This is a genomic window from Marivirga lumbricoides, from assembly GCF_014636295.1.
Classification (GTDB): domain Bacteria; phylum Bacteroidota; class Bacteroidia; order Cytophagales; family Cyclobacteriaceae; genus Marivirga; species Marivirga lumbricoides.
On record NZ_BMEC01000006.1, the window covers coordinates 93,015 to 113,201 of the forward strand.

At 35.3% G+C, this 20,187-nt stretch carries 12 protein-coding genes; 2 read left to right on the forward strand and 10 right to left on the reverse strand.

Annotation, left to right across the window (positions count from 1 at the left end; genetic code table 11):
• Positions 1 to 64: 64 nt before the first annotated feature.
• The 6 genes from IEV85_RS10435 to IEV85_RS10460 form a co-directional block, all read right to left on the reverse strand.
• Complete coding sequence (locus tag IEV85_RS10435) at positions 65 to 2,164, reverse strand: sensor histidine kinase (protein WP_229712559.1); 2,100 nt, start codon at positions 2,162 to 2,164, stop codon at positions 65 to 67.
• A complete protein-coding gene (locus IEV85_RS10440) occupies positions 2,161 to 3,804 on the reverse strand; it encodes a tetratricopeptide repeat protein (RefSeq protein WP_188463023.1) in 1,644 nt (547 codons plus the stop codon). Before IEV85_RS10440 ends, IEV85_RS10435 begins: the two co-directional genes overlap by 4 nt.
• The gene (locus IEV85_RS10445; protein WP_188463025.1) at positions 3,801 to 4,736 is read right to left on the reverse strand and encodes a PorP/SprF family type IX secretion system membrane protein; all 936 of its coding nucleotides are present in this window, start codon (positions 4,734 to 4,736) and stop codon (positions 3,801 to 3,803) included. Before IEV85_RS10445 ends, IEV85_RS10440 begins: the two co-directional genes overlap by 4 nt.
• A 1-nt stretch (position 4,737) precedes the next feature.
• Positions 4,738 to 6,957, reverse strand: coding sequence for an HYR domain-containing protein (locus tag IEV85_RS10450; protein ID WP_188463027.1), 2,220 nt, complete (start codon positions 6,955 to 6,957; stop codon positions 4,738 to 4,740).
• Between the two features lie 266 nt (positions 6,958 to 7,223).
• Positions 7,224 to 7,673 (reverse strand): KTSC domain-containing protein, encoded by a 450-nt coding sequence (locus IEV85_RS10455; RefSeq protein WP_188463029.1) that lies wholly within the window; start codon positions 7,671 to 7,673, stop codon positions 7,224 to 7,226.
• A gap of 158 nt (positions 7,674 to 7,831) precedes the next feature.
• Positions 7,832 to 8,026 carry a hypothetical protein gene (locus IEV85_RS10460; RefSeq protein WP_188463032.1) on the reverse strand — a complete coding sequence of 65 codons (195 nt, stop codon included), beginning with the start codon at positions 8,024 to 8,026 and terminating at the stop codon, positions 7,832 to 7,834.
• Between the two features lie 393 nt (positions 8,027 to 8,419).
• Between IEV85_RS10460 and IEV85_RS10465 the strand changes: the two genes are divergently transcribed.
• The gene (locus tag IEV85_RS10465) at positions 8,420 to 10,063 is read left to right on the forward strand and encodes an ABC-F family ATP-binding cassette domain-containing protein (protein ID WP_188463034.1); all 1,644 of its coding nucleotides are present in this window, start codon (positions 8,420 to 8,422) and stop codon (positions 10,061 to 10,063) included.
• Positions 10,064 to 10,116: 53 nt separating this feature from the next.
• Here IEV85_RS10465 and IEV85_RS10470 read toward each other — a convergent pair whose 3' ends face one another.
• From IEV85_RS10470 to IEV85_RS10485, 4 genes are all read right to left on the reverse strand, one after another.
• On the reverse strand, positions 10,117 to 10,743 hold the full coding sequence (locus IEV85_RS10470; RefSeq protein ID WP_188463036.1) for a response regulator transcription factor: 627 nt from the start codon (positions 10,741 to 10,743) through the stop codon (positions 10,117 to 10,119).
• Between the two features lie 366 nt (positions 10,744 to 11,109).
• Positions 11,110 to 13,530, reverse strand: a complete 2,421-nt coding sequence (locus tag IEV85_RS10475) for a TonB-dependent receptor (protein WP_188463038.1) — start codon at positions 13,528 to 13,530, stop codon at positions 11,110 to 11,112.
• A gap of 92 nt (positions 13,531 to 13,622) precedes the next feature.
• The gene (locus tag IEV85_RS10480; protein ID WP_188463040.1) at positions 13,623 to 14,879 is read right to left on the reverse strand and encodes a sensor histidine kinase; all 1,257 of its coding nucleotides are present in this window, start codon (positions 14,877 to 14,879) and stop codon (positions 13,623 to 13,625) included.
• On the reverse strand, positions 14,879 to 15,559 hold the full coding sequence (locus IEV85_RS10485) for a response regulator transcription factor (protein ID WP_188463042.1): 681 nt from the start codon (positions 15,557 to 15,559) through the stop codon (positions 14,879 to 14,881). The genes IEV85_RS10480 and IEV85_RS10485 overlap by 1 nt, the downstream gene beginning before the upstream one ends.
• Positions 15,560 to 15,788: 229 nt before the next feature.
• On the opposite strand from IEV85_RS10485, the gene IEV85_RS10490 reads away from it, so the two are divergent.
• On the forward strand, positions 15,789 to 20,180 hold the full coding sequence (locus IEV85_RS10490) for a PAS domain-containing protein (RefSeq protein ID WP_188463044.1): 4,392 nt from the start codon (positions 15,789 to 15,791) through the stop codon (positions 20,178 to 20,180).
• Positions 20,181 to 20,187 lie beyond the last annotated feature (7 nt).

Below are 20,187 nucleotides of genomic sequence, written 5' to 3' on the forward strand. Positions count from 1 at the left end.
CGTCACTTAAACGATAAAAAAATCTGCAAATCCATAAAAATTCGTGGAATTGCAATAAAATGCATTAACGATAGAAATATTCACTATGATTATTCCCTAAAAAGTTAAATGCATACTCCTGACTAGCTTCCAGAGGAAGCTGTACTATAAACCTGCTGAATTTTCCGGGTTCTGATTCTACTATCACTTTACCATTTAAAGAACGTACAGCTTTGTTTACGATATAAAGACCTAAGCCATTACCTTTTGAAAATTCAGTGCCTCTGAAAAACATTTCAAAAAGCTGATTTCGGATGGATTCATCTACACCAATACCGTTATCAAATACAGTAATTACCAACTTTTCTTCAGAAATATACGCTTTTAATTTGATACTATAATCTGTATTGGGTTTTATCAGGCAATAATAAACCGCATTTTCTAACAAATTATATAAAATAATTTCAAGCAGGTTAGGAATAGTATTAACGATTAAATCTTGAGGGCAATCAATTTCTAAATTGATCTTATTCTCTTTAATGACAGGTTGAAAAGTATTTACCACCTTATTTATAATTGAAGACAAATCTACCTTTGAGAAATTACCGGGTTGGTGAATTTCACTAATTATACTTAGTTTCTTCAATAGTTTATCCATATCGTTATTGGTTAATACCATTCTATCAATTACTTCGTTAGGCTCAAATGAAGTAATAGTAGCAATGTTGCATAAACCTGCTATGGAGCAAACAGGAGCTCTTAAATCATGAGAAGCTCTGTACAGTACAGTATCTAACTCCGCAAAAGTCTGTTCAAGTAACCTTGTTCTATCATGCACAATTGTTTCCAGATTGTCATTCATGTTTTGAACCTCAATGTTAGCTAAGGCCAAATCTTTTTTCTGCTTTTTTAAGCGTAAGCTAAAATAAATCAGAAGAATAATAAGGATGGTAAAAAGTAGTACCACTGCCAAGATGGCTAAAATACGCTTACGAAATAGTTCTTTTTCTCTTAACCTCTCTGCCTCACTACCGGAAAGTTTCCCTTCCAACTCCTCAAAATCAAAAAATTGTTCTCTAAGGCTGTTAATTATTTGCTGATAGCTACTTTGATTTTTATAGAATTGGCTTTCATTTGCAATTAAAAGCTGCTCTAGCTGGTTTATATCGTTTAGTAACTCTGCTCGTTGTTCTTTATTTAAATTATCAAATCCCTGTTCCAATTTTGCATTAACTATGGCTATCTTATCTTCAAATTCCTTCCTTTGCTGAACTAGCAGGTCACTTTCTAATCTGGCTTGCTTTTGTAGGTTTTGAATGTCATCTTGAAGATAAGTGGTATCTGATATGTTATTCATTACAGTAACAGCACTTCTTTTACTGACCGCGTCTTCTAACTCTCCTACGAGGGACTCAAACTTTGCATCTATCCGCTTTATATCTTCTTTGCTCAGTTCCTCCATCTCGAAATTCTTAAAAATGCTATAGAAAACAGTGAGAGATTGGATAGAGTCAAGGTTTTTTAAATCAAAATTTCTAAAGTAATCCTGGTCCAGGCTTTGAGGTTTACTATTTTTTTGCTGTTCACTATTAGTTAGCGTTATGGCTATTTTATCAGCTGTAATGATATACTTTCTGTCGGATGGTGTTATATTATTTGCTTGATAGCCATTGATTGCAAATTGATTAATACCTTCAATTTTTTCATCCAGCGCAAGTGGGAGGTTCACTATTCCGTCTTTGTCAGTAGTGGAGGTGAATACTTTCTGGCCATTAAAGGTTACTTCAACATCGTTTAGAGGGCTGCCGCGCGTGTTTTTGATAAGAACAGGTACTACTCTATAATTTTTTTTACGCACCACTATTTCAAGTATGCCTTTGCTCAGTTTCCAGGAAGCAGCCTCAAGGCTTTGATTCTCTATAATGATTGACCTCACCGGAATTTGATTAGGTGAAAGGTCAATGAAAGCTGTTCCTTTATCATCCAGCAATACATTCTCCCCTCCATTAATAGAAATCTTAATATTTCCATATGGTTGCAACTCCATATTAAAAGCCTTCACCTGCACCATTTGTTGTGCAATAGCGGAAGAACTAAAAATAAAGAACATCAGGCTCAGTGTACAAAAAATCAAAACTACCGATTTGCCCTGAAAAAAATCATCTAGGTTAAAAATCCTACTCATTCCCTATTCTCATTACTTGTGGTATCAAAATCGTCATTCACCACTACAATATCGTACTTGTCGTTGGATTTTTGATGCTTAGGCACCTCAAAACTTACTATTCCTTCAATATTTTCGCCTACTACCTGAATTTTATATTTACTGTAGTACGGTACGGTCATCATAAAATTACCACTTTTATCTGAAGTACTTTCAGCTACCACCTCATCCTTAAAATCATCTATAAGGAAAAGCTTTACATTACCCATCGTTTTTAATTCGCTGGAATCCATCCAGTTATGCTCAATATATTTAATTATTCCGTTAACCGTAAGAGGGTAAGGCTGCAAGTCCATTTCAAACATATAAATGTCATCATTATAGCCTCCAAATGTTCTGTTAGAACTCAAATAGCCCCTGGTACCAGTGGAATCAATGAAAATCCCAAAATCATCGTAGCCGGAATTAAGTGGGTAACCTATGTTTGCAGGATTTTCTATATTGCTATTTATAATCTCAGCCTTAAAAATATCAAGCCCACCCAGGCCCGGGTGACCATCAGTAGAGAAATATAAAGTTCTCTCCTCATGAAGATAAGGAAATACCTCATCACCTGCTGTATTGATATTCTCTCCTAAATTTACGGGGTCAGTCCAGCTACCATCAATAAATTCAGATTTATATAAATCCTTTCCTCCGAATCCTCCGGGTCTGTCAGATGAAAATATAAGTAATGTTCCGGCTTCGTTAATGGTAGGATCCGTATTAGAAAAATTTTGGCTGTTAAATGGAAAGGGCATAATTTTCCTCCAACCAATACCGCTATTAGAAGCAAAGTAAAGCTGTAAGGTACTAATACCATTATTACCTGATTCGTGAGAAGAGCGAGTAAAAACCATTTTGTTCTGGTTGAGAAAAAATGCAACCGGTCCAAGATGGTAATTGGAATGAAAAGCTTTATCAAATAAAACGGGCTCTGTAAAAGTACTATCTGAAATGTGATCATATCCTCCTTTTACCTGGGTAAAATAAAGCCTGTAGAAAGGAGCATTAACTTTTGCATCCACTTTTTTAACTACAGAAACTGACTCCCTGTTTGATACAAATACTAAACCTTTTTTGTACGGCACAGGTGCTAAATCACCATTGGGGGAGTTGATCGGCAATTTTTTCAATGTATAATACAAAGAATCTTCGTATAGAAAATTTATATTTTGAAGCCTCCAAATTTTCTTAAGTATAGATTCATCATTCTTATTGACTGAAAGGTAATCCCGGTATGTTAAAATGGCCTCCTGATAAGCACCTGTGCTTACCAGGACTTCAGCATATCTTAATAAATCATCAGGGACTAACTTATTATTATTTTCTATTGCCTTGCTGTAATACATTGCTGCATTTCCATATTCATGAAGGAAAAAATAACAACGTGCAATTTTTGTATTAACTTCATGAGAACCAGATTTACCTCCAATTACACTCAAATACTTTTCAAGCGCACTGTGATAATTTTTTTGTTCAAAATAAGTATCAGCTATTTGCTGCTCATTTTTAAGAAGCTTTAGAACCGACTCCTGGGCATAAGTTGGATTTGTGACAGCCAGGAGAAAGACTAGCAGAAAAACATTTAGGAACAATATGTTTCTATGAAATAATGTCATCTGGGCGAAACGACATTCGATTGTTTAAATTTAAAGATATATCTTCCCATTATCTCATGTGAGCCATTTGAAGCACCTGCTATATTTCCGATGGGAAAATCATAAGCATAACCTAGCTGCAATTGAGAAGTAAGGTGTAAGCGCATCAAAAAGTCCAGAGACTCACTTTTACGGTAGGAAACCCCTAGTCCTAAAACCTTCCGAAAAGTAGTAATGAAATTAAGATCATAAGAGAGTGGTAAACCTTTAATGCGTTTCAAAAGAAATCCGGGTTGTACTTCTAGATTCTCTCCCACATTGATGCTATACCGCACAAATAAAAATTGATTAACTTCATTAATATCCATATTGGTATCATCACTTAATGTAAACTGTTTAGGAATTATTTCAGGAACAGATAAGCCTATGTGGAGCTTGGGCCCACGGAAGTAAAAGCCAAACCCCATATCAAAGTAAGTATCTGATACAGAAGCTTGTGTTACCAGAGGATCAGGGTTTGACCCTGCAATTGATCCATAATCAGATCTTCTGGTGTGGATTCCTGCCTGTAATCCTAAAGAAAGATAGTGTTGCATACCTACCTTTAGATGGTAAGCATAATTGCTAGACAAATTAAAATTTTGATGCACGCCTATTTTTTCATGATGTATTAATATGCCTACACCTAATTGTTTTTTAGCGAACAAGGTATGAGCTGATAAAGTTTGAGTAGTGGGCGCCCCATCAATTCCAGTCCATTGGTTCCTGTTAATAAATGTAAGGCTAAGTGCTTCATCAGCACCTACATAAGCAGGGTTAATAAGTGAGCCATCATACATATACTGCGTAAATTGGACTTTCTGCTGAGCATAGGTAATTCTAAAAACGGTCAACATCTGTATGAAAACGAGTAAGATAATTATACTTAAAAATTGACCTCTGCTACTGTCCATATCAACGTATTAATTCTATAAAGCCTCTTTTTTCCACTATTTCAGATTCGAAATTAACAGAAATCACATAGAAATAGGTGCCTGTAGGTACCAAATCTCCATTTTTATTACTACCATCCCAAACTATTTCTTCATTATTGTAACTATTCGCACTGTAAACTTCTCCTCCCCACCGGTCTACAACAGTAACAGAGTTCTGAGGAAATTTTTCAATGTTTTCAATTACCCAGGTGTCATTGTTATTGTCTCCATTGGGGCTAACTATTTGATTGATTGTAAAAGCAACTTCAGCTAATTTTACATTCACAATAAAAGAGCAAAACTCTACCTCTTCATTGTTCAAAGTATAAAAATACCTGACCTGATTTTCCCCCAGAGGAAAAAGATCCCCAGGTTCATAATTACTCTTTAATTCAATTGATGCGCACTGTAAGGTGGCTTCCGGGGCTTCCCAGTCATAGCTAACACCTACAGGATCAAATAACTCAAGTGTTACATTTGAAGGACAACTTTGGTTGACTTCCATAGTGAAATTATTGTTTACTATGATGTTAAAGCTACAGATAGAAGTATTTCCTTTGGCATCTACAGCTGTGTAGATTACCTCTGTAGTTCCTATTGAAAATTCCTGATTAGGCCCAAAATTACCACTTACCTGAGCTAACTCACAATTGTCGGCAGCTGTGGGCTCAATCCAGTTGGCCACAGCTATGCAGTTATTGCCGGCTGATAAAATTATATCTTCAGGACAACCAGAGAAAACTGGTGGGGAATCATCCTTAACTATTACATTAAAAGACTGAACTAGCTCATTTCCTCTTTCATCTTCAGCCATATAAGTAATTGTGGTAGAACCAATGGGAAATATACTTCCCGATGGTGGTGAACCATCCTGCAAAATTGGATTAACCGGACCACTACAATTATCTACTGCTTGCGGGTCGTCCCAATTAGCTACTGCCTCACATGAATTATCAGCTGAGATATTAATATCTGTCGGGAAAGAAGTAAAGACCGGGGCGGAATCATCTACCACTACAACCATAAAGCTTTTATTTGCTTCATTACCACTTTCATCAGTAGCAGTATAGCTTACTATTGTGGTATCCAGAGGAAAAGTAGCACCAGGTGCCACAGTACCTATAGCTTCAATTGCATTACTACAATTATCTACCACTTGGGGAATATTCCAGGTAACCTGGGTTTCACAATCACCATTGGCCGAAATTTTTATATTTTCAGGGAATGAGGTAAACTGAGGGGCTGTGTTGTCGGAAACAGTCACAGTAAACGACCGCTGCGCGTTATTACCGCTGGCATCGTTGGCGGTATAGGTAACTGTTGTAGTGCCTAAGCCAAATGTTGCGCCAGGGTTGTGGGTACTATTTAAATTAACCTGCTCACAATTGTCAGATGCTGTGGGAGCATTCCAATTCACAACTGCCTGACAGGAATTATTAGCAAAGCGCTCAATGTTATTAAGGGTTCCGGTTATTACGGGAGGAATCTCATCGATTACGGTTACTGTGAATGACTGCGTAAAAGTGTTTCCACTTAAATCAATTGCTGAGTAGCTTATAGTTTCAGTACCTAAGGTAAAATTACGGTTATTGGCCGGCACGGGAGGTTGTAAAGTAGCAAATCCGCAATCATCTACAGCAGTAGGGACCGTCCAGCTATAGGGAATTGAGCAATTAGATTGTAGTGAAAGTATCGTATCAGGAGGAAAATTTTCGAAAGAAGGAGGAACCTGATCTGTATCTTCGGGAGCGCAACAGATTGGGCCGCTAGTAGGACTGGTTGCACTAATAACTTCTAAAGTACCATTTAAAAATGTCTTACCTAATTTGATTTCATTACATGAAATCAAAATAATTTGCTCGTCTCCTACAGGCACAAAAGCTAAACCTAAACTGATTGCAACAAACCCTCCTTGAAATGGCTGATTAAAAACTCTCGAGTTAATAGTAATGTCTCCTCTTATAAATGCTGATTGAAGAAAGCCTCCCCCATCTCTTACACTGTAAGTATTAATTAAAGAACTATTTCCACTGAATCTTAATACTAAATTGGATAAGCTTCCTTCGCATGGACTGCAATTAGGAGGATCAATGCAATCGCAAGACTGTGCTGCCAAATAAGTAGAACTTAAAACCAACAGTAAAAATAAACTGAAAGCTTTAAGGGCGATTGATACGGTGGAAGCTTGATATTTAAGCATAACTTAAAAAGCATTAAGTATAATTTTTCAAAGCTTAATGCATGTTTGAACTCACAATTATAGTAAAAATACCCGAAAATATAGTTAAGTATTTGTTAAGTTCAAAATAACTTATCTCATGTTATCATATTATATTTCAGATAAATAGCTACATATGTTAAAGTTTTACTTAAAAGATATTAAAGAATAAAAGATGAGAGACATTTTTGCATGTCCGTATACCTTATTTTGGACAAAATTGATTAAAGCAAATAAACAACCAGCACTTATGCTGCCACCATTGCCTTTTTAGATTTTCTATAAAGAAATGAATTGAAGATGTTCCTCTTAGCAAATCTGTAAGGTTTATCAGAGTTTAAAAGCTTGGCATAAACATTCTTATTTACTCCAAAATATTCATAGGTGGTGCCATCCAGAAAAGAAACTTCTAATAGTAGCCCTTTGTGTCTGAAATCTAGAATACCTGATTCGGTGGTTGTTTTTGTATACTCCTCAATGTTCGCTTGTCTTGTTTCGGAAGCAATACTTACTAAAAAATGATACCCATCAACTATTTTTCGGCTCATGATTTCCGCTTCTTCAGCAAGTTCATCTCCAGCCTGAAACTTATCAGGATGCCATTCTTTTACTAAATTCCGGTAGGTAGTTTTAAGTTCTTTTAAATTGATTTCGGACTCAATGTTAAATAACTTTTTGTACTCGTTAATGCGCTTCATGCTAGAGGTCTTTAAATTGCGAGCGCAAAGGTAGGGTTTAAATTTGGTATGTAGATTGAAGAATTAATAAATAAAAATTAATAATTGGCTTAATTAGAAATTATTGGCTAAGCGTGATTAGTGCGAGTATTACTTAGTTGATTATCATTGTTTAATAATCAATCAGAATTATCAAGCTTTTCAAGTACTTCTTCAATAACAACTGCCCTTTCCAACACAGGAGCAAACAAATCTCCTACCTTAGCAATTCGGTCTGCCATTGTGAAAATAGTGAAGTCATGTTTATCAAGTCCTGTCTTCACTTCATTCCAGATAAGGTAAGATCGTTTCTGAAATATTGAAGTAATAATCAATCAGGTCATATTTTCTGATACCCTCATCCGGCCAATATATCTTATCCGGATTAGTTAGATTTACCTGCAAACCATCTATGTCAAGAGCACCTTCAACTCCTGTAATAACCCGTTATGATATAATTAATGCATTAATTGTTTCGTTCAGCAACATGACTACATTAATTTAGATCTTATTCCTTTTAATTAAATAGAGGCTATTAGGTAATTAGATGACAATCTATAATATGTACCTGAAAGTCAGCGACAAATAATTACCCATTGTGTAATCTAATTGTAGATTACACATAACATATTTTTAACTCCTCTGAAATCGGATGGATACAAAACATATTCAGGCTTTTATCTTTCTGAATCAAATTATTAATACATTTGCGACAAATTTGAAAATGTATGATTTCAGTAGATGCAGTAGGTGTAGAATTTAGTGGTAATACCTTATTTAACAATATTACCTTTAATATAAATGAGAATGATCGTATTGCCCTAATGGGTAAAAATGGTGCGGGAAAATCCACTTTACTAAAGATAATTGCCGGTGCTAATAAACCAACTTATGGTAAAATTTCAGCACCGGGAGATGCCATTATAGCTTATTTACCACAGCACCTACTTACTGAAGATGATTGTACAGTTTTTGAAGAAGCTTCAAAAGCCTTTTCAGCCATTCTGGAAATGAAGAAGCAGATTGACTGGTGTAATGAGCAACTGGAAACCAGAACTGATTATGAATCAGAGGCATATAGCAAGATAATTGAACAAGTATCTGAACTGAGCGAGAAGTATTACAGTACTGATGAGGTGAATGTGGATGCGGAAGTGGAAAAGACGTTGTTGGGTTTAGGGTTTACAAGAGCTGATTTTAACAGGCCAACATCAGAATTCAGTGGTGGATGGAGAATGCGTATAGAATTAGCCAAAATTCTGCTAAAAAAGCCTGATTTAATTCTGTTAGATGAGCCTACCAACCACCTTGATATTGAATCTGTGCAATGGCTTGAAGATTTCCTGGTAAACAATGCCAAAGCAGTAATGGTAATTAGTCACGATAAGGCTTTTGTAGACAACCTGACCAACAGAACCATTGAAATCACTCAGGGTAGAATCTATGACTATAAAACTAACTATTCTCATTACCTTGAATTGCGCAAAGAAAGACGCGAACAACAGCAAAAGCAATTTGATGATCAGGCAAAGCAAATAGCTGAAATTCAAACATTTATTGATCGGTTTAAAGGTACTTATTCCAAAACGCTTCAGGTTCAATCCAGGGTGAAGATGTTAGAAAAAATGGAGATTGTGGAAGTTGATGAAGTGGATACAGCTGCGTTGAATTTAAAGTTCCCTCCTGCCCCTCGCTCAGGAAATTACCCCGTCATAGCGACAGATCTAAGCAAAAGCTACGATCAACACACCGTGTTTAAAGATGTTTCTTTAACAATTGCCCGTGGAGAAAAAATTGCTTTTGTCGGCAAGAATGGTGAGGGTAAATCTACCCTGGTGAAAGCCATTATGGGAGAAATTGACTATGAAGGTGAATTGCAAGTAGGACACAACAGTATGATCGGCTATTTTGCTCAGAATCAGGCCGCCTTGCTTGATGGTGAAATGACTGTCTTCCAAACAATTGATTCTATTGCGAAAGGAGAAATCCGTACCAATATTAAAGATTTGTTAGGTGCATTTATGTTCAGTGGTGATGCAATAGACAAAAAAGTGAAAGTGCTTTCCGGAGGTGAACGCACACGCTTGGCCATGATTAAACTCTTGCTTCAACCTGTTAATCTGCTGATTCTGGATGAACCTACAAACCATCTCGACATCAAAACAAAAGAGATTCTGAAAGATGCATTAAAAGCTTTTGAAGGTACTTTGATTTTGGTATCGCATGACAGAGATTTTCTCGATGGATTAGCTACTAAAGTTTTTGAGTTTGGTAATCAGCGAGTGAAAGAACATTTTGAGGATATCAGTGGCTTCCTTCGCAATAAAAAAATGGAAAACCTAAGAGAAATTGAACGGAAAGCAAAAGCGTAGTGCTTATGTCCATTCAAAGGGTATTTTCTGATCTAAAATAAATAAGATAAGTATTATTTGAAATTAGTAGCTGCCAGTTGTACTAATTCGGTGGATTTAGTAAGACTTAGCTTTTGCATGATCCGTTTCCGATGTGAGTTGACTGTATGCTTACTAATAAATAATTCTTCCGCAATCTGCTGAGAAGAAAAGCCCTTGCCTATGAGCTTTAATACATCCACTTCTCTTTCACTTAGCAGATGGATGGAATTTTCACTTATTCCGGATGAAAAACTATCTCTTGAAAGGATAAAGTCAAGCAACTCACTGCAAAAGTATTTGTCATGCTCCTTTGCAGCCCAAAAGGCATGATTTAATTCATATTCTTTACAGTCTTTACAGATGATAATGTCCGCTACAGACATATCTAGTGCAATATTTTCAGCTTTAAGCATATAAATATCTGCCACAAGTATAGATCTGATATAACCAGATGAGCTTATTAAGGTATGCCACTTTTCCTCAAGAAGAAAATTTTCTAATGACATGATTAATACGGATAGTTCCTCGCGTAAGAGATGGGCTGATACTTCCGACTCCTCAGAAGTAACATACTTATCTTTGATAAAACTGAGTTTATCAGCTATTCTTGATATGCCTTGTGCAATAATTGGTGCTACACCATAAACTACGAGGTTCATGATGTAAAATTAATATTTATTTAGACTTATTATAAATAATAAGTCACTTTTTTAATGGCCTTTGAATGTGAGTACAGGTGCGTAGAGTGCTTTTGAATTTTAGAAAAATTGAAAGATTATGCTTACTCTTCCCTTTAGATTGAATAAGAAAAGAGAGAAAGCAGCCTTGGGCTTCAGTGAGCGATTTAATCGATTATAACCAAAAACCTACAAATTACTTCCTTTACCTTCAGGCTGCGATCTAATATTAATAACGATAATGAATTCTATCATATTATAATGCAATAATACTAACAATCAATCAATAACGCAAATATATTGCATTAATAATCTGCTTCTTGTCAAGAGAACAATGTTATAATTTAATTAGAAGTCATCTCCATCATAATCACGTTCCCTTCCTTCTTCTCTGCCTTGCTTCGATTTTCTGCTGTTTAAGCGGTAATCAAAAGTCAAATTAAAGGTTCTTGCACGCCATTGAAATTCAGACTCCGCGGTATAACCTTCAATTGAAGTAGTGGTTCTCCACTTTCTGGAGTTCAGCAAATCCCTTACGTTAAAAGCGATTGTGCCTCTCTTGTTCAGAATTTCCCTACTCAAACCAAGATCAATCATATAGAACGCTTTTTGTGTACCTTGGGTTGTTTGCTGTGGTGCTCGGTAAAATGCACTTACCTGAAAGTTCAAGTCTTTCCAGAAGGTCATCTGAGAAGTAGCCCTTGAAGACATTGTAAAAGTCTTGGCCTGGTAAACCTTTTCTCCGTACACCCCATAAGTTTCAGAATAGTAGATATTTAAGTTTGCATTCATTCTCCACCAGTCATTTAAATCGTGTGAATAAGTATTTTCTATACCTATTGAATTCCTCTCAGACAGGTTTTGGGGTTGAGTGATAGTGATGAAATCCGTCACTCCGTTTTCAGTTACCTGTGTAACTGAATCCAGACGCTCTATCACACCTGTAGTTCTTCTATAGTATAAACCAGAATAAAGTGTTGCATTTTTAAAGTTGTTAACCAATCCTACTTCATAAGAATCAGTAAATTCAGGGTTCAAGTTAGGATTTCCAATTCGAATATTTCTATTGTCGTTAAAGTTAGAAAACGGATTTAGTTCTCTAAAACCAGGTCTGTCAAACCTTCTACTATAACTAGCCTGTAAAGTATTATACTTATTGAATTCATAAGTAAGGAAAAGGCTCGGGAACAGGTTAAGATAATCCCTGGCATTAACAGTATCTAAATTCACAAATTCCGTTGAAATGTCAGTTAATTCAGCCCTTAAGCCTACCTGATAAGTAAATTTATCAAACTCGCTACTATATATCCCATATATGGCATGGATATCTTCCTTATAAATGAATTCATTCGTAAAATCATCCAGTATAATATCATCCTGCCCTTCAACTTCCTGAGTTACTTCATAATCATTAGTGATGGTTCTTAGAGTACTTCTCCAGCCTGCTTCAATGGATCCTTTTTCTCCCAGAGGCTTTATGTAATTTGCCTGCATCAAAATGTTTTCGGAAAATTCATCTATAAGGGACCGCTGAACAACGCTATCTTCATACTGTTCCAGTGCCTGGTTAAATTTTTTGGTTCTTAAATCAGAATCCTCTGTTTCAGAATTATTTCTATATTGAAAGTCTGCAGTTAGTTTGTGCTCATCACTTTCTCCGAACTTTCTGGTGAAATTGATGTCATATTCCATAACAGTTTCATCTTCCTGTTCATCCTGCACTCTCAAAGTCTTATTTACAAGTTCTCTGTTACTGTTATAAAATGAATTGGTATTATTTGCAATATTATTTTCATCTGAAACACGGTATAAAAAGGAGCCAGTCAACGTAGTATTGTCGTTAAAACTATAATCCAATCCAAATCTGGCATTCTGTGAGATTCCGCTCCTATCTCTATCCCTATCAACATATGTGTAACTGATAGAATCATCATCAAAATAAGTCTGATCTATGTACCCCCCTCCAAAGTTCTCTCTATAAGTTATTCCATAGCTTCCGAAGAGATTCATTTTATTTTTCCTGTAATTCAAATTGCCGTTAATACCATATTGAGCTGGATAACCTAAATTGGTACTGAAACTTCCATTCAAGCCACCTTTTTTATCTTTCTTAAGGATAATGTTGATGATTCCGGCATTTCCTTCAGCCTCATATCTTGCCGATGGGTTGGTAATTACCTCTACCCTTTCAATCATATCAGCCTGAATCTGCCTCAAAGCGGAACCTCCGCTAATCCCTACCAGTCCGGAAGGCCTGCCATTTATTAATATTCTTACATTACCGCTCCCCCGCAAAGAAACATTTCCATCCACATCCACAGTAACACTAGGAAGGTTATCCAAAATACTTTCTGCACTTCCTCCAATATTGCTTAAATCTTCACTGACATTGAATACCCTTTTATCAAGCTTCATCTCCATTTGAGGTCTTCTGGCTGTAACTTCAACCTCGGCCAACTGATTTACATCTTCTTCCAGATTAATAGAACCTAGAGCTATACTTGCTTTATTTGCATTTACCGGGATGTTTACCGTTTTGTAGGAAACAAATTGAATTCTTACGGTATATTTTCCGTAAGGCACCTGTAGTTGAAAAGAGCCATCGGCAGGAGTCACCATTCCTGTTTCCAGGTTATCCTGTTCATCAAAAATACTCACATTAGCATAAGCCAATGGTTCATTATTAGCCTTATCCACTAAATTACCTGTAATTGTAGCTTTTTGAGCCAGTGTAAAATTTAAACTTAGGAGACTTGTTATCAGTAACAAGCAAAAATTTCTGGTAGAAAAATTTATCATCTGTTATTTATAATTTCTTAATATATAGTAAAAGTAACGTGCAATTCTGAAGGAATTTTGAACTAATGGAAGTACACAGTTAAAATATGCTCTTGTTCCTTACATGAATAATCAATACTCATATTGTTTACCTCACAAATTTTCTTGATAATTGAAAGGCCTAACCCGAGGGAATTTGTTTTAAAATTTTCTTTTTTAAATCTGCCAAACAGCAAATTGGGGTCTGACTTTAAGAGTATTCCGGAATTTTTAAACTGTAGATAAGCCCTGTTCATTTCCACTGAAATATACCCATTGGTATTGACATTATGCTTAATAGCATTTTTCAATAAATTGTTAACTAGTATTTCAAATAAGGTAGAATTAATACTTACCTGTACATCTTCCTCAATATCCAGATCCATTTTTAATCCTTTTAAATAGATGAGCTCTTTATAGTCCTCAATAATTTCCTCCAGAATTTCACTCCCATTTATTTGGTTTCGGGTATCAAATTCGTGGTTATCAATTTTAGCCAAAAGCGTAAGCATATTGCCAAGCTTGGAAATATTTGTAATGCTTTTTTGCGCTTCCTTCACTAACTGCTGCTGGTTTTCATCTAATGGTGTATCTTGTAAAAGCTCAAGCTTTCCCTTGGCCACGCTCAACGGTGTTTGAATTTCATGGGAAGCATTTTCTGAAAATTCTTTAAGGGACTGGTAATCTCTCCGAATTTTGGAAGACATATTTTCAATAAATTGATTCAACCTTTTGAACTCCTTGGTGCCGGTTTTATGAAATTCTACAGGTTCTGTTTCTTTAATATCAAAGTGGCGAATAGATTGTAATGTTTTCTCAAAGGGAATTAATAAGCGCTTAGATAAAATCCATCCCATAATCAGAACCAATGCAAGCAGAATAAGGTATGTTTTAAACAGAGATTCTACTATCCCATCGATAATATCATCTTGTTCAATGATAATATCATAAAGAGTGATCTTATAAAATCTGCCTTCAATTTTCTTCCCAACTTCCAGCTTATTATGCAATTCTGGTCTCTCCAAAGTTCTGTGGTATACTATAGTATCAGAAAAAATGTAATTATCTGTAAGAATTGAGTCCTTCTGAGGCAGGATGATCACTTTATCTCTAATAATAGGGTTTTGAGGTTGTTTCCTTCCAATATATTTTTCAGTAGAGGTAAGTCTTTCCAGTAGAAACCATTTTTCTTCTTTTTTGATTTCATCGCCAATTACTTTATAGGTAACTAAGCCTCCGATAAGAAAAACGATAAATGATACACCCAAAAAAATGAGTGTTATTTTATTAATTAGCCTCATTAATTAATACTTTTTAATTTATAACCGACCCCGTAAACTGTTTCAATGATATCCATTTGGCTGGCTTTTTCTATTTTTCTGCGAAGATTTTTAATATGTTGGTATACAAAATCATAGGAGTCTGCCTGATCTATATAGTCGCCCCATAAGTGCTCTGCAATATTTTGTTTGGTAAGTACTCTCTTTGGGTTGGTAGCAAAAAAAAGAAGCATTTCATATTCCTTTTTGGTGAGGTCAATTTTCTGCTCCTCAAATTTTACTTCATAAACATCAGTATATAATTTAATGTTACCAATGGAAATACTGTTTTCTCCTTGTAATTTTCTGGTTCTATAAATAGCTTTCAACCTGGAGCTCAGCTCAATCAAATGAAAAGGTTTAGCAAGGTAATCATCTGCACCGGCATCGAGCCCACGCACTTTGTCGTCCAATGAGTTTTTGGCAGAAAGTATAATTGTACCTACGTTTTTTTGGTTAGCCCGTAAAGAATAAAGCAAATCCATTCCATAACCATCAGGCAGCATTAAATCAATGATTACCAAATCATACTCAAAGGCGGCTATCTTATCTGAAGCTGTAAAATAATCATACGCACAACTTACGTGAAAACCATCATTTTTCAAGTAAGCTTCAATATTTTTAGATAATTCCAGCTGGTCTTCTACTACTAATACTTTCATTTTATTTATTAAGTAATCGGAAACAAATCCTAATTACTGCGTTAATAAGTATTTAACACAATTTATTTTTGCTAAATTATGTCTTAAAATTGAAGAAATTCTGAAGATAGATTTTTATTGTATTTATGAGTACACACTTTGCATAACATCCAAAGCAACTATTTACCATTTTTACTTGTATTGTCCTTATTTTTTTACTTTAATATCCTTTTGAACTCTTTATAAATAGATGGATTCAGATTTGATCAACAAATCCGACTTTGGTATGGTGCAAAATTTTTTACAAGCCGACAACCCTTCTAATAATAAGCATTCGTTTTTAAACCTATGCCAGGTAATTTCTACCCTATGCCATAATTCATCGCTCCTGTTTGTTCGCAAAAATGAATTGCATGAATGGCTAGCTGAAGAGACTATTAATTTGGATTTAAAATTTGAAACTTCTTCCAACAATTTTGAGAATATTATACTCAACTTAAATCCTGACAAAGTTAAATACCTTCAAGAGGTTGAAATCTTAAAAGTTATTCAATCTGAATTATTAATTCCTGAAGATTTAACATATTGCCTAACAATACCAGTACTTGTAAAAGATCAATTAAGAGGATTCATTTTTGCTTTTAGTAGTAAACAAACACTTATTTTCAATGAAACGCTGGAGCAACAGATTAGCCTTTTGGTCAAAGAGATAGAAGAAAAATTAATTCATTTATCATCGCCCAAAACTTTAAATGAAACTCGTGATAATGCTATTAACCCATTGAAAGAGTTAGCCAAAGTGGGAGCATGGACAGCTGACATAGAAAGTCAGGAAGTATATTGGGATCCTGTTATATATGATATTTACGAGTTCGACCCGCAAAAATACCGTCCTACTCTTTTATCTTTTTTGCAAAAAATACATCCTGCAGATGAAACTTATATAAAAAAGGAAGAAAGTAAAGCGCACCACACTGGTTATTTTAACCTTGTTTTTAGAATTATGGGTGCTAAGGGGAAAATAAAGTACTTACATAAAATAGCTCGTTCCATTAAAAACAAGGAAGGTGAAGTTATAAAATGGAAAGGTACTCTCCAGGACATCACACATATTCGGGAGTCTAAAAAATTACTGTCAGTTCAGAAAAATAACATAGAAAGTATTATTCAAAGTACAAATTTCCGGGTATGGGAAAGAAATATGATTACTGATGAATTCTATGTAAATAGCAGGTGGGCTGAAATTATTGGTTATTCCCAGGAAGAAATAATGCCCATTACATTAGATACTTTTCTTAGCCACATCCACCCTGATGACATGTTATTGTACGAGAAGGCTCTCAATACCCACTTTGAAGGGAAAACCGATTTTTATGAATGTGAAATCCGTTTGAAACACAAAAATGGAAACTGGGTGTACATTTTAGATACCGGTAAAATAGCAAGCCGCACTGAAGAGGGAGAACCGGAATGGATTTATGGCGCTCATCTTGACATCACAAAGAGGAAAAATACTGAGCAAAATCTGGAGAAAACGAAGGAAATGCTTAGTGAAACCAACCGGATAGCCAAAACCGGTGGTTGGAGCATGAATCTAAATACTTATCAGGTATATTGGACTAAAAATACCTATCACATTTATGATGCACCCTATCATATCAATCCTACTTTTAAAGCTATTCTTCGGTCTTACCCGGAGGGCGCTGAGCGTCAAAAAGTGTTTAATTGCATACAACGTGCAGTTAAGTCCGGTGAGCCATTCGATATTGAGTTGAGAACGGTTTCTTACAAAGGCAGGAATTTTTGGATACGACTAATTGGAAATACCGAAAGTAAGAACGGCAAAACAACCCGGCTATTTGGAACAATTCAGGATATTGATGTAAGCAAGCAAAACGAAGTTGCATTACAGCAGAAGACTCAGGAATTCAATGAACTGGTAGATAATATTCCTGTTGGTGTGTTTAGAGTAAGGGAAGATGGAAAAATAACCTACGTTAATAGTATTTGGCTAAAATTAATGGGCTTACCTTCATTTAGTGAGCCTATTGAAGTTGATATGCTCCGGGATTTTATTCATCCGGATGATTTTTCCGAATTCTACAAAAGATACGAATATGCGCTCAATAATAGAAAACCTTACTTTTTTGAATGTAGATTTTTAATTAATAATAATTTAAAATGGTTTAGACTAAGCTCTGAACCCAAGCAAGATGAATCTGGAATTTGGTTTTGGTTTGGTACACTATCGGATATAACAGATCAAAAAGATGCTGAGATTGCCCTACGCGAAAGTGAAAATCAGCTTCAATCTATCATTGCCGCAATGCAGGAAGGGTTAATGATTTATGATGCGCATGGAAACGTGGTTACAGCTAACAAAAGTGCCGAGAGAATTATAGGCAAGGAAGGTATCTCTTTTAATAGCTATAACGAAGAATGGCATGTATTTGATGAAAACATGACACCTCTAAAACCAGGATACTACCCTGTAAATTATACCATTAGAACAGGCAAGTCTTTAGCGGATAATACCATCGCTATAAAGTATGGTGAAAGTAGAAAATTAAAATGGATATCGATTAGCAGCCAGCCATTAAGCTATAATAAAAAGGAAGAAAAGTATTCCATAGTGGTAACATTCAAAGATGTAACGAAGAAAAAAAGTGCTGAAAAATCGTTACTTCAGGCTAAAAAACAAGCAGAAGATGCAAGCAAAGCTAAATCATCTTTCCTTGCCAATATGAGTCATGAAATCCGAACACCTTTGAATGGAGTAATAGGATTTTCGGACTTATTATTAAAATCCAATTTAAATCCAACTCAAAAACAATACTCAAAAAGTATTTTTCAATCTGCTAAATCATTACTTGAAATAATAAATGACATATTAGATTTTTCTAAAATAGAGGCTGGTAAGATAGACTTGTCCGTTGAAGAAATAAATTTACACTCTCTCTCAGAGCAGGTGCTCGATTTAATTACCTATCAGGCCCATCAAAAAGGTTTAGAACTACTATTGGATTATGATACGAAGTTGCCACATCTTGTAAAAGCTGATCCACTAAGGCTAAGGCAAATATTAGTTAACCTTTTGGGTAATGCGGTAAAATTCACTGAGAAAGGTGAAGTTTTGTTAAAGGTTGAGGAAATCATTCAAGATGATGCCCAACTAATTAGATTTTCAGTTTGTGACACAGGAATTGGAATTGAGAAGAAAAATCAGAAGAAAATACTTGAGGCATTTACTCAGGCGGATATTTCTACCACCCGGAAATACGGGGGTACTGGTCTTGGCTTAAGCATCTCTAATAAACTACTCAAGCTGATGGCCAGCAAAATGCATATAAGCAGCAATGAAAACAAAGGAAGCACCTTCTATTTTGATTTGGAGCTGGACAGAGTAAAGGAAACGGACACAAAAGAGCTGATAAAGTTTACTGATAATTTTTCAAGAGTCTTAATTATTGATTCAAACAAGAAGCAAAGTGCAATTATTAAAAAATTATTAAAAAAAGGGGGCGTACTTCCTGATCTGGCTTACAGCAAAACAAGTGCAGTAAGTCAATTTAAAGAAAATAAGTATGACCTTATTATAGCTAACCAACAGATGTACAAGAATAGTGGCCTGGATATAATTAATATGCTTAATCAGGAAACTAAAGTAAAATTACCTCCAGTTCTCTTAATGCATAGAACTACAGAGCCGGAAGGATTTAAGCAACAGTGCAAAGACCTAAAGGTTTCCTGTAAATTAATAAAACCAGTAAATGTACATTCGTTGTTTGATGCTATTGCAACAACTCTACATTCAAAAAATCAGGTAAGCGTAAGCAACCTGAAGCCTAAAAAAGAAAAAAGTAAATCATTATCAGATGAGGCTTATCAAATTTTAATAGCTGAAGATAATGAAATTAACATGTTTCTTCTGAAGTCATATTTAAGTAATTTGCTACCGCACGCTAATATTTTAGAAACTGTTAATGGAAAAGAAGCGGTCGAGACATTTAAAGATAACTCCGTTGACTTAATATTAATGGATATTCAAATGCCGGAAATAAACGGATTTGAAGCAAGTAAGCTTATTCGTGAGCATGAAAAGCAAGGTGAGCATGTTCAAATAGTGGCTTTAACAGCTGACGCACTTAACAAAGAGAGAAAGCAGGCATTTTCTTCAGGGATGGATGATTTCATTATGAAGCCTATTATGGAAGACTCACTTGCGGACTTATTGGTTCAAGCCCTTGAACTAAGAAAAACAAAAAACACTTCAGAAGAAAATGATTTCTTTAAAGAAGCAAAAACTCTTCAACATTTCAACCAACAGGCATTACTAAAAAAGCTGGGGGGTGATATAGAAAGTGTAAAATATGTAGTACAGCTCTCAAGAAAAGACTTAGTTATTTTTAAAAAGTCGCTTTTAAAAGCAATAGAGGAAGAGGATAGTAAAACAATTGCTCAAATATTGCATAAGTTAAAGGGAACTTCTTCTTCCGCCAGATTCGATCAAATGTTCAGCCATTTGAAAGAAATGAAACATTCTGAAAGTTATAACAGCGAATTGAAAGAAGATATAACAGAAAAGATACTTCCTGAAATTGACAGGTTATTAGTGGCGTTTGATGAATTTGAGAAGCAATAACCGGAGG

What these genes read in the sequence shown, in the direction of transcription:
- IEV85_RS10435 (WP_229712559.1), bottom strand. Translation starts at nt 2,164, where the DNA reads ATGAGTAGGATTTTTAACCTAGATGATTTTTTTCAGGGCAAATCGGTA.
- IEV85_RS10440 (WP_188463023.1), bottom strand. Translation starts at nt 3,804, where the DNA reads ATGACATTATTTCATAGAAACATATTGTTCCTAAATGTTTTTCTGCTA.
- IEV85_RS10445 (WP_188463025.1), bottom strand. Translation starts at nt 4,736, where the DNA reads ATGGACAGTAGCAGAGGTCAATTTTTAAGTATAATTATCTTACTCGTT.
- IEV85_RS10450 (WP_188463027.1), bottom strand. Translation starts at nt 6,957, where the DNA reads ATGCTTAAATATCAAGCTTCCACCGTATCAATCGCCCTTAAAGCTTTC.
- IEV85_RS10455 (WP_188463029.1), bottom strand. Translation starts at nt 7,673, where the DNA reads ATGAAGCGCATTAACGAGTACAAAAAGTTATTTAACATTGAGTCCGAA.
- IEV85_RS10465 (WP_188463034.1), top strand. Translation starts at nt 8,420, where the DNA reads ATGATTTCAGTAGATGCAGTAGGTGTAGAATTTAGTGGTAATACCTTA.
- IEV85_RS10470 (WP_188463036.1), bottom strand. Translation starts at nt 10,743, where the DNA reads ATGAACCTCGTAGTTTATGGTGTAGCACCAATTATTGCACAAGGCATA.
- IEV85_RS10480 (WP_188463040.1), bottom strand. Translation starts at nt 14,879, where the DNA reads ATGAGGCTAATTAATAAAATAACACTCATTTTTTTGGGTGTATCATTT.
- IEV85_RS10485 (WP_188463042.1), bottom strand. Translation starts at nt 15,559, where the DNA reads ATGAAAGTATTAGTAGTAGAAGACCAGCTGGAATTATCTAAAAATATT.
- IEV85_RS10490 (WP_188463044.1), top strand. Translation starts at nt 15,789, where the DNA reads ATGGATTCAGATTTGATCAACAAATCCGACTTTGGTATGGTGCAAAAT.